Source organism: Vibrio sp. 10N.247.310.98, from assembly GCF_041467395.1.
Lineage (GTDB): Bacteria > Pseudomonadota > Gammaproteobacteria > Enterobacterales > Vibrionaceae > Vibrio > Vibrio crassostreae_C.
The window spans coordinates 1-13498 of the sequence record NZ_JBFSUL010000021.1; the positions used below are offsets into that span (position 1 = coordinate 1).

10 protein-coding genes and 3 tRNA genes are annotated in these 13498 nt (G+C 45.3%); 1 reads left to right on the forward strand and 12 read right to left on the reverse strand.

What is annotated here, in order from left to right; translation table 11 throughout:
- Window positions 1-149: 149 nt before the first annotated feature.
- The 8 genes from AB6E78_RS10460 to pncC form a co-directional block, all read right to left on the reverse strand.
- Window positions 150-242, reverse strand: a tRNA-Ser gene (locus tag AB6E78_RS10460).
- A 44-nt stretch (window positions 243-286) separates the two neighbouring features.
- Window positions 287-363, reverse strand: a tRNA-Arg gene (locus tag AB6E78_RS10465).
- Window positions 364-406: 43 nt separating this feature from the next.
- A tRNA-Ser gene (locus AB6E78_RS10470) sits at window positions 407-499 on the reverse strand.
- A gap of 474 nt (window positions 500-973) precedes the next feature.
- A complete protein-coding gene (gene csrA, locus AB6E78_RS10475) occupies window positions 974-1171 on the reverse strand; it encodes a carbon storage regulator CsrA (protein ID WP_004415691.1) in 198 nt (65 codons plus the stop codon).
- Between the two features lie 92 nt (window positions 1172-1263).
- Window positions 1264-2445 carry an aspartate kinase gene (locus AB6E78_RS10480; RefSeq protein WP_081090215.1) on the reverse strand — a complete coding sequence of 394 codons (1182 nt, stop codon included), beginning with the start codon at window positions 2443-2445 and terminating at the stop codon, window positions 1264-1266.
- A gap of 220 nt (window positions 2446-2665) precedes the next feature.
- A complete protein-coding gene (gene alaS, locus AB6E78_RS10485) occupies window positions 2666-5248 on the reverse strand; it encodes an alanine--tRNA ligase (RefSeq protein WP_017063223.1) in 2583 nt (860 codons plus the stop codon).
- A 332-nt stretch (window positions 5249-5580) separates the two neighbouring features.
- Window positions 5581-6621 carry a recombinase RecA gene (recA, locus tag AB6E78_RS10490; protein WP_017056586.1) on the reverse strand — a complete coding sequence of 347 codons (1041 nt, stop codon included), beginning with the start codon at window positions 6619-6621 and terminating at the stop codon, window positions 5581-5583.
- A 139-nt stretch (window positions 6622-6760) separates the two neighbouring features.
- Window positions 6761-7255, reverse strand: a complete 495-nt coding sequence (pncC, locus tag AB6E78_RS10495) for a nicotinamide-nucleotide amidase (RefSeq protein ID WP_029235458.1) — start codon at window positions 7253-7255, stop codon at window positions 6761-6763.
- A 124-nt stretch (window positions 7256-7379) separates the two neighbouring features.
- On the opposite strand from pncC, the gene mutS reads away from it, so the two are divergent.
- Entirely contained in the window at window positions 7380-9941 is a 2562-nt protein-coding gene (mutS, locus tag AB6E78_RS10500) for a DNA mismatch repair protein MutS (RefSeq protein WP_372133419.1), read from the forward strand.
- Between the two features lie 140 nt (window positions 9942-10081).
- Here the strand turns inward: mutS and rpoS are convergent, their stop codons facing one another.
- The 4 genes from rpoS to surE form a co-directional block, all read right to left on the reverse strand.
- Window positions 10082-11062, reverse strand: a complete 981-nt coding sequence (gene rpoS / locus AB6E78_RS10505; protein ID WP_017059027.1) for an RNA polymerase sigma factor RpoS — start codon at window positions 11060-11062, stop codon at window positions 10082-10084.
- A gap of 98 nt (window positions 11063-11160) precedes the next feature.
- Window positions 11161-12075, reverse strand: a complete 915-nt coding sequence (gene nlpD / locus AB6E78_RS10510; RefSeq protein ID WP_372103687.1) for a murein hydrolase activator NlpD — start codon at window positions 12073-12075, stop codon at window positions 11161-11163.
- Between the two features lie 34 nt (window positions 12076-12109).
- A complete protein-coding gene (locus tag AB6E78_RS10515; RefSeq protein WP_017059029.1) occupies window positions 12110-12736 on the reverse strand; it encodes a protein-L-isoaspartate(D-aspartate) O-methyltransferase in 627 nt (208 codons plus the stop codon).
- The gene (surE, locus tag AB6E78_RS10520) at window positions 12737-13480 is read right to left on the reverse strand and encodes a 5'/3'-nucleotidase SurE (RefSeq protein ID WP_017059030.1); all 744 of its coding nucleotides are present in this window, start codon (window positions 13478-13480) and stop codon (window positions 12737-12739) included.
- Window positions 13481-13498 lie beyond the last annotated feature (18 nt).

Here is a 13498-nt window from a genome sequence, read left to right on the forward strand (position 1 = left end):
TTCGAACCTCCGACCGCCTGGTTCGTAGCCAGGTACTCTATCCAGCTGAGCTAAGGACGCACGGTGTTCATTCATTAAGAATGAAGTTGTGAAATATATCACATTCTTCTTGCTACGAAGAAAAAAAAAGGCCATCGGCCTGTAATGAATGGCGGTGAGGGAGGGATTCGAACCCTCGATGCAGCTACAAACCACATACTCCCTTAGCAGGGGAGCGCCTTCGGCCACTCGGCCACCTCACCTAATTCATTATTCTCAAATCACTTACAAGTAAGAGAAAAGAGAATGGCGCGTCCTGGAGGATTCGAACCTCCGACCGCCTGGTTCGTAGCCAGGTACTCTATCCAGCTGAGCTAAGGACGCACATTTACATTGTCTAAATTGCTAATTTTAGACTCGCAAGAAATGGCGGTGAGGGAGGGATTCGAACCCTCGATGCAGCTACAAACCACATACTCCCTTAGCAGGGGAGCGCCTTCGGCCTCTCGGCCACCTCACCGTCTTGCGGAGGCACATATTACGTTTTACCGAAAATATGTCAAACACTTTATTGAAAAAAATTGGACAAAAACACTCAACCGTTTGCTATTTAATCAAAGCGCTTGCAAATTGAACTTATAAGATTCAAATCGCGCTTTTTCCCTTAAAAATTAAGGTGAAAGATTGGCAATAATAAACAGCCGAAAACAATTATCTAATTTCTCCAGCAGCAAGTGCTACCGCTGATGGCACAATACTACGGGATGCGTATTTTCGCCATAGGGGAAGCGAATAAATCTTGAGTTTTGCCAAACAAAATACAGAGCAACAGTTCTGTTCAACCTTGTCTGTATCTCGCAGCATCACAAAGCATTCACTTCACCACTTTGAGACCGATCCGTTATCCAACCCATCTATGTCCCAATCAGTGTTTCGGTTCCCCAAGATCAAAAAAGGCTAGCAACAATGCTAGCCTCTTCTCTACGCAAAAGTATTAGTAGTTGCCAGATGCAACGTTACCATTACCTTTTTCAGCTTGAATGCGCATGTAGATCTCTTCACGGTGAACAGATACTTCTTTAGGTGCGTTAACACCGATACGTACTTGGTTACCTTTAACGCCTAGTACAGTAACTGTTACTTCATCACCAATCATCAGTGTTTCGCCAACGCGGCGAGTCAAAATTAGCATTCTTTGCTCCTTGAGTAATCTCTAAATTTATCTAGCTACGAGAGCATTATCCAACAAAAGTTATATTTTCGTAAACTATCGATTGAGTTTATTTAACCAAAATGCACTTCTTTTTTAGGATAACCCTGTGTTTCACGCGCTACGATGTATGCATTGTGTAATATGTTAGCAGCCATATCGACTTGCGTTGGTGATATCACCAAAGTTAAAGACTGCTGCTGCAATAAGTGATGCTGTACATCAATTTCGCCTTCAGACAACAATCCATGTGAACTGACCACAATTTCTTGTGTTCGGCTTCCTACCACAGTTAACAAACTAACCTGTTCACTATTACGGATTTTCTCAGCAAAAACTAGTTTTAATTTGGCACTTATGTCTTGTTTAATAATGAGTGCTGCCCGTTCTGTTTCCTCGATCACACTACAGACTTCGATCCCCAACAGTTGGCAATGTGAAATGAAAGACGGTAAATCTTCATTCAAACACTCGATACGCACCATATCTCTTTGGATGGCGATGCCAGCAATATCATTCAAACACTGATTACCCGCGATCAATGTGCCCTCGCCTTGTTCAAAGCTTGAAAGCACTCGCAATGGCACGTTGTGCTGCCATGCATACTGAACACAAGGAAGGTGCAATACCTTAGCGCCTCGGCGAGCCATCTCTTCCATAGAAGGAAAGTCTAAAGTATCTAATTTCTGAGATTGTTTTACGACTCTAGGGTCACAAGAGTAAACACCATCTACATCAGTATAGATCTGGCATTCTTTCGCCTGCAAGGCACCTGCAAGCGCGACCGCTGTAGTATCTGAACCACCGCGGCCTAATGTCGTGATATCACCTTTCGCATTGAATCCTTGAAAGCCTGCAACAATAACAATCTGGTTGTCATCTAGCAGAGCTTGAATCGGAGCAGTATCAATACGCTCAATCGCTGCATTATTATGATTAGAATCCGTGTGTATCTTGGCTTGATAGCCAGTCATCGATGTCGCTTCATAACCTAACTTGTGTAACGTCATTGCTAACAAGGCCATGGAAACTTGCTCGCCAGCCGTTAACAACACATCCAGTTCTCTAGCGTTTGGTACGCTATCAACTTGCGTGGCTAAATTAACTAACCGATTTGTTTCACCAGACATAGCAGAAACGACAACCACGATCTGGTTCCCTTCATTTTTCGCTTCAATGATTTTTTCTGCTACATGATGGATTCGTTCAATTGAACCCACCGACGTTCCACCAAATTTCTGCACGATAAGAGGCATTTTCACCCGTCCTCACCTTCCCAAGACCAATGTCTATATATGACAAAAAAACACATACTCCGCGTCAGGGCGAAGCAATAAAAAATTAACCAAGGAGTCTAACGCCACCATTAGACTTCTTGGTTAATCTCAATCAAACCTTGTTTAAACACACTTCCAATAGGCAAAATAAAAGATGCCCAATCAACTGATTGGGCATCTTTGTATCAATTACTTAAGCTTAAAGACGCTCTTCTAGCCAAGTACGCACAGATTTAAGCGCTTCTGGCAGTGCTGCAACGTCTGTACCGCCCGCTTGAGCCATATCTGGACGACCGCCGCCTTTACCGCCAACTTGCTCAGCAACCATCTTGACGAGATCACCCGCTTTTACTTTGCCGATTAGGTCTTTGGTTACACCAGCAATCAAGCCAACTTTACCGTCTGCTACGTTCGCGATCAGGATGATGCCGCTACCTACTTGGTTTTTAGCGTTATCAACCATAGTACGTAGGTTCTTGTTGTCTGCGCCTTCAATTGCAGCAACCAAAACTTTAGTACCAGAGATGTCTTCTACTTTGCCCATGATGTTTGCGCTTTCTGCAGCAGCCATCTTTTCTTTAAGCAGTTGGATTTCTTTCTCTAGCGATTTCGCTTTCTTAGCTGACTCAGCCAGTTTCTCTTCGTAAGCGTTAGCTTGAGCTTCTACTGCATCTAGTGCAGCTTCACCTGTTACCGCTTCAATACGACGAATACCCGCAGCAATACCACCTTCAGAAGTGATCTTGAATAGGCCGATATCACCTGTGTTTGAAGCGTGGATACCACCACAAAGTTCAGTAGAGAAATCGCCCATAGATAGAACGCGAACTTCATCATCGTACTTCTCGCCAAACAGTGCCATTGCACCTTTTTCTTTCGCTGACTCGATGTCCATGATGTTCGTTTCAATCACATGGTTCTTACGAACTTGTGCGTTAACTAGACGCTCTACTTCTTTAATCTGTGCTGGTGTTACCGCTTCAAGGTTAGAGAAGTCAAAACGTAGGTTGTCTGGCTTAACTAAAGAACCTTTCTGAGCAACGTGCTCACCTAGCACTTCACGCAATGCAGAGTGAAGTAAGTGAGTGGCAGAGTGGTTTAGTGAGATAGCAGCTCGACGCTCAGCGTCAACCGTTGCTTCTACTTTATCGCCCTTAGCAAATACACCTTCAACTAGCTCACCGTGGTGCGCAAATGCGTTACCTAGCTTCTGAGTGTCTTGTACTTTGAAAAGACCCGACGCTGTTTTTAGTGTACCAGCATCACCACATTGACCGCCTGACTCAGCGTAGAATGGTGTCTCTTCAAGGATGATGATTGCTTTGTCGCCAGCCGATAGTGAAGCAACCTCTTCGCCGTCAACGAATAGCGCAGAGATTTCACCAGCACCTTCAGTTGCTGTGTAACCACAGAACTCAGTGTTGGTGTCTACTTTGATTGTCGCGTTGTAATCCGTGCCGAATTGGCCTGCTTCACGTGCACGCTTACGCTGTGCTTCCATCGCCTTCTCAAAGCCTTCTTCATCGATAGTAAAATCGCGTTCGCGAGCTACATCGTTAGTAAGGTCAGCTGGGAAGCCGTATGTATCGTAAAGTTTGAAAACTGTTTCGCCGTCAAGCTCTTTGCCTTCAAGTGCATCTAGTGCGTCATTAAGAATAACCATGCCGCGCTCTAGCGTACGACCAAAGTTCTCTTCCTCAATGCGAAGTACTTTTTCAACCAGCTCTTGCTGTTTCTTAAGTTCATCTGCCGCAGAGCCCATCACTTCAGCCAGTACGCCCACAAGTTTGTGGAAGAACACGCCTTGTGCGCCAAGCTTGTTACCGTGACGAACTGCACGACGGATGATACGACGTAGAACGTAGCCACGACCTTCGTTTGAAGGCATAACACCGTCAGCAATTAGGAATGAACAAGAACGGATGTGGTCAGCAATAACGCGTAGCGATTGGTTAGATAGATCGTCATGACCAACAACTTCCGCAGTCGCTTTGATTAGCTTTTGGAATACATCAATTTCGTAGTTAGAGTGAACGCCCTGCATGATTGCAGAAATACGCTCAATACCCATACCTGTATCTACAGCAGGCTTAGGTAGCGGTTCCATTGTGCCGTCAGCGTGACGGTTGAACTGCATGAATACGTTGTTCCAGATCTCGATGAAACGGTCACCATCTTCTTCAGGTGTACCAGGACGGCCGCCCCAGATGTGCTCACCGTGATCGTAGAAGATTTCAGTACATGGACCACAAGGACCTGTGTCACCCATCGTCCAGAAGTTATCAGACTCGAACTGTTTACCGCCTTCTTTGTCGCCAATGCGAACGATACGGTCAGCAGGAACACCTACTTTCTTGTTCCAGATATCGAATGCTTCATCATCTGTCTCGTATACCGTTACCAGTAGACGATCTTTTGGCAGTTGAAGAGTTTCAGTCAGGAATTCCCAAGCAAATCCAATCGCTTCTTCTTTGAAGTAGTCGCCAAAGCTGAAGTTGCCTAGCATTTCGAAGAACGTGTGGTGACGAGCCGTGAAACCTACGTTTTCAAGGTCATTGTGTTTACCACCCGCACGTACACAACGCTGAGCCGTAGTTGCTCGAGTGTAGGCACGCTTTTCGGCGCCTAAGAAGCAATCTTTGAATTGGTTCATACCTGCGTTAGTGAATAGCAGGGTTGGATCGTTATGTGGAACTAACGATGAACTGTCTACGATTTGGTGTTCTTTGCTCTCAAAGAACTTAAGGAACGCGTTGCGAACCTCATCAGTGCTCATGTACATGCAGCTCTTCCTGAAAATAGTCGAGTTAGAATTTTGCCGTATTGTAGATCATGGTTAAGGCTTCGACTAGTTTTCTTGTAGAAAAGACACCCTTGGGCAGGATTTTAGTGGGAATTCGATAAAATGAAGAATATTCCACTATATCTTGCCGTGGAAAAGCAGAACTAAATTGACGACCTAGTACCGAAGAAACTCAGTCAACGAGAGAGATTTGACCAAAGACATGCTCGACGGAGCAGATCCAATAAAAAAGCCCCGCATAAAATATGCGAGGCTTTAAATTCTTTCAAAGCGGATGCTTCTTTCAAACATCCACTCTATAAAACGTGAGCTTATAGCTCTTCGTTTTCTTCTTCTTTCTCTACGTCTTTCTCTTCAAGAACAGCAGGAGTCAGTAGTAACTCACGAAGTTTAGTATCGATCTCTAGAGCAACTTCTGGGTTTTCACGTAGGTATTTACCAGCGTTAGCTTTACCTTGGCCGATCTTATCGCCTTTGTAGCTGTACCAAGCGCCTGCTTTTTCTACTAGCTTATTCTTAACACCTAAGTCGATAAGCTCACCTTCGCGGTTGAAGCCTTTACCGTAAAGGATTTGAGTTTCAGCTTGTTTGAATGGTGCAGCAATCTTGTTCTTAACGACCTTGATACGAGTTTCGTTACCAACAACTTCATCACCATCTTTAATCGCACCAGTACGGCGAATATCAAGACGAACAGATGCGTAGAACTTAAGTGCGTTACCACCTGTTGTTGTTTCGGGATTACCGAACATCACACCAATTTTCATACGAATTTGGTTAATGAAGATAGCCATACAGTTAGACTGCTTAAGGTTACCCGTCAGCTTACGCATTGCTTGAGAAAGCATACGAGCCTGAAGACCCATGTGGCTGTCGCCCATTTCGCCTTCGATTTCTGCTTTTGGTGTTAGGGCTGCTACTGAGTCAATAACAAGAACGTCGATTGCACCTGAACGAGCCAGTGCATCACAGATTTCCAGCGCTTGCTCACCAGTATCTGGTTGAGAAACAAGAAGTGCATCGATATCAACACCAAGCTTTTGAGCGTAGATAGGGTCTAGTGCGTGCTCCGCATCAACGAATGCACACGTCTTTCCCACTTTCTGTGCTGCAGCAATAAGCTCAAGCGTTAGCGTTGTTTTACCTGATGATTCTGGACCGTAAACTTCTACGATACGTCCCATCGGTAGGCCACCAGCACCTAGTGCGATATCTAGAGATAGAGAACCTGTAGAAATAGTTTCTACGTCCATTGTGCGGTTATCACCAAGACGCATGATAGAACCTTTACCAAATTGCTTTTCAATCTGACCAAGGGCTGCGGCTAACGCTTTTTGTTTATTCTCGTCCATTTCTATCTCCACATAATCGGTTGTCTCAACAAGCGATCTAGAATCTATTTCTAACCCACATAGGGGTGACTAATTGGCTTTCATTATACTGTTGATTCATACAGTGTCTATACCTGTATGAAAATAATTTGTACAAATGTTACTTACCTTCCATTGATAGGTAATCATAAATAACTTGCAGGGCATGGTGCGTGGCTTGTTGGCGTACTTGTGATCTGTCGCCTGTAAATACATGCGTTTCTACTTTATCCCAGCCATTTAGCGCTTTCCACGCGAAGCATACTGTACCAACAGGCTTATCTTCGGTCGCGCCACCTGGGCCAGCGATGCCACTGATTGATACAGAGATCGTCCCGTTTGAATGTTGCAATGCCCCGCTCGCCATTTCTATTACGACAGGCTCACTCACGGCGCCGAACTCCATTAAGGTTTTAAGCTGTACACCGATCATCTCTTGTTTGGCTTCATTGCTGTACGTAACAAAAGCGCGATCAAACCATCCAGAGCTGCCCGCAATATCGGTGACTGCACTCGCGACACCTCCGCCAGTGCAAGATTCAGCCGTCACTAACACGTGTTTGTGTTTAGCGAGTAAATGTCCAAGCTGCTCACTAAGGTCTTGAGTCATCTGCATCATCTGCTTCCCTTTATTTACTGTCATATCATTTGGATTCGCATCTTTTCGCATCAGCCGCTTTTCGCACGAAACGCTTTCACGTATCCTAAGCCGCAATAGAAATAAACGAAAGAAGTTAACTGTGAAAGCCGATCAAAAACATACTCCCATGATGCAGCAGTATCTAAAACTGAAAGCAGAAAACCCAGAAATTCTGCTGTTCTACCGCATGGGCGATTTCTACGAGCTTTTCTACGATGACGCTAAAAAAGCCTCTCAACTCCTCGATATTTCACTGACTAAGCGTGGCTCATCAAATGGTGAACCGATTCCGATGGCAGGTGTTCCATACCATGCGGTTGAAGGATACCTTGCAAAGTTAGTGCAACTTGGTGAGTCCGTAGCAATTTGTGAACAGATTGGTAATCCAGCTCTTTCAAAAGGCCCTGTTGAGCGCGCAGTAGTGCGTATCGTGACACCGGGTACCGTAACCGACGAAGCCTTGCTTTCTGAACGCGTTGATAACCTAATTGCAGCCATTTATCACCACAACGGTAAATTCGGTTATGCGACACTTGATATTACCTCTGGCCGATTCCAACTTTGCGAGCCAGAAACAGAAGAAGCGATGGCCGCTGAGCTACAAAGAACCTCTCCGCGTGAGCTGCTGTTCCCTGAAGATTTCGAACCCGTCGATTTAATGGCAAGCCGTAATGGCAACCGCCGCCGCCCTGTATGGGAATTTGAATTAGACACCGCTAAGCAGCAATTGAATAAGCAGTTTGGTACTCGCGATCTGGTTGGCTTTGGCGTAGAAAGCGCGAAACTGGGTCTATGTGCGGCTGGTTGTTTGATCCAATACGTGAAAGATACCCAACGTACTGCCCTCCCTCATATCCGTTCACTCACGATGGATAAACAAGATCACTCGGTGATCCTTGATGCTGCAACTCGTCGTAATTTGGAGATCACGCAAAATCTTGGGGGTGGTACTGATAACACCCTTGCCGAAGTACTTGATCACACTGCGACAGCAATGGGTAGCCGTATGCTTAAGCGTTGGTTACATCAACCAATGCGCAATATATCTGCACTCGATCAGCGCTTAGATGCAATTGGTGAAATGAAAGATTTGGCTCTATTCACAGAACTACAGCCAACCTTAAAACAGATTGGTGATATCGAACGTATTCTCGCTCGATTAGCACTTCGCTCTGCTCGCCCTCGCGATATGGCGCGTCTTCGCCAAGCAATGGAATATTTGCCAGAGCTTGCTGAAACACTGACGCAACTGAAGCACCCATACCTAACTCAACTTGCTCAATATGCTTCTCCTGTGGATGAGGTTTCTGAGCTGCTTGAACGTGCAATCAAAGAGAACCCACCGGTGGTTATCCGTGACGGTGGTGTGATTGCAGAAGGCTACAATGCCGAGTTAGACGAATGGCGCGACCTTGCAGCAGGCGCAACTGAATTTCTTGATAAGCTTGAGCAAGAAGAGCGTGAACGTCATGGCATCGACACGCTAAAAGTTGGCTACAACAACGTACATGGTTTCTTCATTCAAGTAAGCCGTGGGCAAAGCCATCTTGTGCCGCCACACTATGTTCGTCGTCAAACGCTGAAAAATGCTGAGCGTTACATCATTCCTGAGCTAAAAGAGCACGAAGACAAAGTACTTAACTCTAAGTCGAAAGCACTCGCTATCGAGAAACAGCTGTGGGAAGAGTTGTTTGACTTACTACTGCCGTATCTAGAGCGCCTACAAAATATCGCCTCTTCAGTATCTCAGCTTGATGTTCTACAGAACTTGGCTGAGCGTGCAGATACCCTTGATTACTGTCGTCCAACCATGACAGAGTCTGCTGGCGTACAAATTCAGGCCGGTCGTCACCCTGTTGTTGAACAAGTGATGGGCGAACCTTTCATTGCTAACCCTATCGACCTGAATGATCAACGTAAGATGCTGATCATCACGGGTCCCAACATGGGTGGTAAATCGACCTACATGCGCCAAACGGCACTCATCGCATTGATGGCTCATATCGGTTGTTATGTTCCTGCAGAAAGCGCAACCATCGGCTCTATCGACCGTATCTTTACGCGTATTGGCGCATCCGATGATTTGGCTTCTGGCCGTTCAACCTTCATGGTTGAGATGACAGAAACCGCAAATATCCTGCACAATGCAACACCAAACAGCCTTGTGCTAATGGATGAAATCGGTCGTGGTACCAGTACTTACGATGGCCTGTCTCTGGCTTGGGCAAGTGCAGAGTGGCTAGCCAATCAAATCAATGCGATGACACTGTTTGCAACGCACTACTTTGAGCTAACTGAACTACCTAACCAACTTCCAACTTTAGCAAACGTACACTTAGATGCGGTTGAGCATGGTGATAGCATTGCCTTTATGCACGCAGTTCAAGAAGGTGCTGCAAGTAAATCTTATGGTCTAGCGGTTGCAGGTTTAGCTGGCGTACCGAAAGCAGTGATCAAGAATGCTCGTGCGAAGCTGACTCAGTTAGAAGCGTTAAGTATGGAGTCGCCAACATCGAAGCCAAGCGGTGTCGATATCGCAAACCAACTGAGCCTGATCCCAGAACCGAGTGAAGTAGAGCAAGCGCTAGCGAATGTTGATCCTGATGATCTAACTCCTCGCCAAGCATTAGAAGAACTTTACCGCTTGAAGAAGCTGCTTTAGTTTCTTACCAAGTAGCTTGTTATGGCCGTACTGCTATTTTGATTAGACGGCATGAAATACCAAAGCCACAAACAAAAAAACGCTGACTTAAAGTCAGCGTTTTTATTTGTCTTCTATTTAGAGAAGCATCATCCGTTCAATTAGTCGTTTTCTACGTTGAACAGGTTTTCCATATTCAGACCTTGCTTGATAAGAATCTCACGTAGACGGCGAAGACCTTCAACTTGGATTTGACGAACACGTTCACGAGTCAGGCTGATTTCGCGGCCCACTTCTTCTAATGTTGACGGTTCATAACCCAGTAGTCCAAAGCGACGCGCAAGCACCTCTTTCTGCTTAGGATTCAGCTCATCAAGCCAGAAAATCAACGAGTTCTTGATATCGCTATCTTGAGTTGAAACCTCAGGATCTGAATTATTGATGTCTGGAATAATATCCAACAGAGCTTTCTCACCGTCACCACCAATTGGCGTATCAACAGAGCTCACTCTTTCGTTTAGACGAAGCATCTTGCTCACATCACCAACCGGCTTATCTAGCTTAGAAGCAATTTCTTCTGCCGTTGGTTCATGGTCAAGCTTTTGTGATAGCTCTCTTGCAGTACGTAGGTAGATGTTCAGCTCTTTCACAACATGGATTGGCAAACGGATAGTGCGAGTCTGATTCATTAACGCACGTTCAATGGTTTGACGAATCCACCATGTCGCGTAAGTTGAGAAGCGGAAGCCACGCTCTGGATCAAACTTCTCTACGGCGCGAATCAAACCTAGGTTGCCTTCTTCGATTAGATCGAGAAGTGCAAGGCCGCGGTTGCTATAACGACGTGAAATTTTTACCACTAAACGCAGGTTACTTTCGATCATGCGTTTACGTGCTGCTTCATCACCGCGTAGAGCTCGACGTGCATATAGCACTTCTTCTTCAGCGGTTAGTAGTGGTGAGAAACCAATTTCGCCTAAGTAGAGTTGAGTGGCATCTAAACTTTTAGACGTAACTTCAACTTCTTCTTTTGCTTCGGTTTTCTTAGTGACTGTTCGTTTTGCTTTTCCAAGAGCTTCCGGTTCCGTGGTTGCTTGGTCAAGATCGAACTCTTCTTTGGTTACTGCATTGCTTATACTCATAACGCCTCCCCCTGGCGAAATTAGCATGACATTACAACTTCATATGTCGCTAAATGACTATGTCACTCCATACAATACGTAATTTTTGCATATTGTATTTAAGGTAAATATCGTTTTGGATTAACGGATTTACCTTGGTAACGAATCTCAAAGTGCAACCTAACACTGCTGGCTCCAGAGCTTCCCATTGTTGCAATCTTCTGCCCTGGTTTCACACTTTGCCCTTCAGATACTAATAGTCGGTCGTTATGCGCGTATGCACTTAAGTAATTATCATTGTGCTTCACAATCACTAGATTGCCGTAGCCTCGTAGTGCATTACCCGAATAAACAACCGTTCCCCCTGCAGTAGATACTATTGGCTGACCTCGCTGTCCTGCTATGTCTATGCCTTTATTTCCTTGTTCGCCTACAGAGAAATTCTCGATTACTCTCCCTTTAGTTGGCCATAACCATTTGGATACTTTATCACTTGTTGGTTTGGTGGACGGTGTAACATTCTGTTTACCTTTAGAACCAACATACTCCTTTGATTTGGATTGTTCAACCTTCTTTGGTGGATCTTTTTTCACCACTTTGGTGGTAGTTTGAGCTGGAGCCAGTTTAGAGTTTTTGCTCTTTTGTGGTGTGGTTTTCGGTTTACTTGCCGTAGATGACGTTGTGGATGCGGCGACAGGCGCAGCAACTGCTGCTGCCGCTACCGTTGACTTACCATACGCTGGCGCGTTGTAGCTAGGACGCCATAACTTAAGCTTCTGCCCTGGGTGGATAGTGTAAGGAGCAGACAACTTGTTATAACCGATGAGGTCTTTAACGTCTTTATTGGTGACATAAGCAATGAAGTAAAGGGTATCGCCTTTTTTAACTTCATAGTAACTGCCACGATAACTACCACGATCAATCGATGAGTAATTCTTGTTTAGGTTTGAAACCGGCGCAGGCGAATTCGCTGCACACCCAACAAGGGCACAGCTAAGCAGTAAAGTACTTCCTTTTAACAACTTCGAACGCATCGACTCTCTATCCACCTACACCATTAGTCTTTTATTAAGCTAGCTCACCAGGAACAAGAGGTACAAATCTCACCATCTCGATAACACTCGATAAAAACTCATCGCCGTGTCGAACGATCTTCAATAGTTGCTGTTCGTCATCACCGACAGGAATCAGTAAACGACCGCCATCTTTCAGCTGTTGCAGAAGCGCTTGAGGAATCGACTCTGCAGCGGCGGTGACAATAATCGCATCAAAAGGGGCTTTTGAAGACCAACCTTGCCAACCATCACCGTGCTTAGTTGAGATATTGTAGAAATCGAGTTGCTTCAACCTACGCTTGGCATCCCATTGTAGCGACTTTATTCTTTCAACCGAATACACATGATCAACAAGCTGAGCCAATACTGCGGTTTGGTAACCAGAACCCGTTCCAATCTCCAAAACGCGGCTATCTTGTTGTAACTCAAGTAACTCTGTCATTTTAGCAACAATATATGGTTGCGAGATGGTTTGCCCCTGACCGATAGGCAGCGCATTATTATCATAGGCTTGGTGATACATCGCCTGTGATAAAAAGCTCTCTCTCGGCAGTTGGTAAATCGCATCAAGAACCTTTTGATCCTGAATACCATTTTCAATCAGGAAAGTAATTAAACGCTCAGCTTGCGGATTACTCACTTACTTCTCCCCTAACCATGTTGCCATCGCACCCAACGACTCATGCGCCGTCAGATCAACCTGCAACGGTGTTACCGACACAAAGCCATGCTCAATCGCGTAAAAATCGGTACCTTCACCGGCATCTTGCTCTTTACCCGGAGGGCCAAGCCAATAGATATCGTGACCACGCGGGTCTTTTTGCTTGATCATATCTTCAGCGTGATGACGAGCACCTAAGCGCGTCACCTGAGTACCAGACAATTGTTCTAAGGCTAAATCAGGAACGTTTACGTTCAACAAGCGGTTGGTCGGGATTGGGTTTGCTAAATGTTGTTCGACAATACGACGAGCAATCGCTGCCGCTGTCTTAAAATGTTTTTTTCCCACCAGAGAAAACGCTACCGATTGAACGCCTAGAAAATGCCCTTCCATTGCTGCAGCCACCGTGCCGGAATAAAGCACGTCATCACCCAGGTTAGCACCGTGATTAATGCCCGTTAATACCAGATCAGGCATGTCATTCTTTAGCAGTTCGTTTAACGCAAAATGCACACAGTCGGTCGGTGTTCCTTGTACCGAATAGGTATTTTCAGTAATCTCTTGAACACGCAGAGGCTGTTCTAAAGTTAATGAATTTGACGCACCCGAGCGATTACGGTCAGGGGCAACAATGATAACGTCAGCAAGATCACGTAGCTCATTTGCCAGCTCATGAATACCTTGAGCGTGCACACCATCATCATTGCTGAGTAAAATCTTCATCTTGTATCCTTTCTTTTG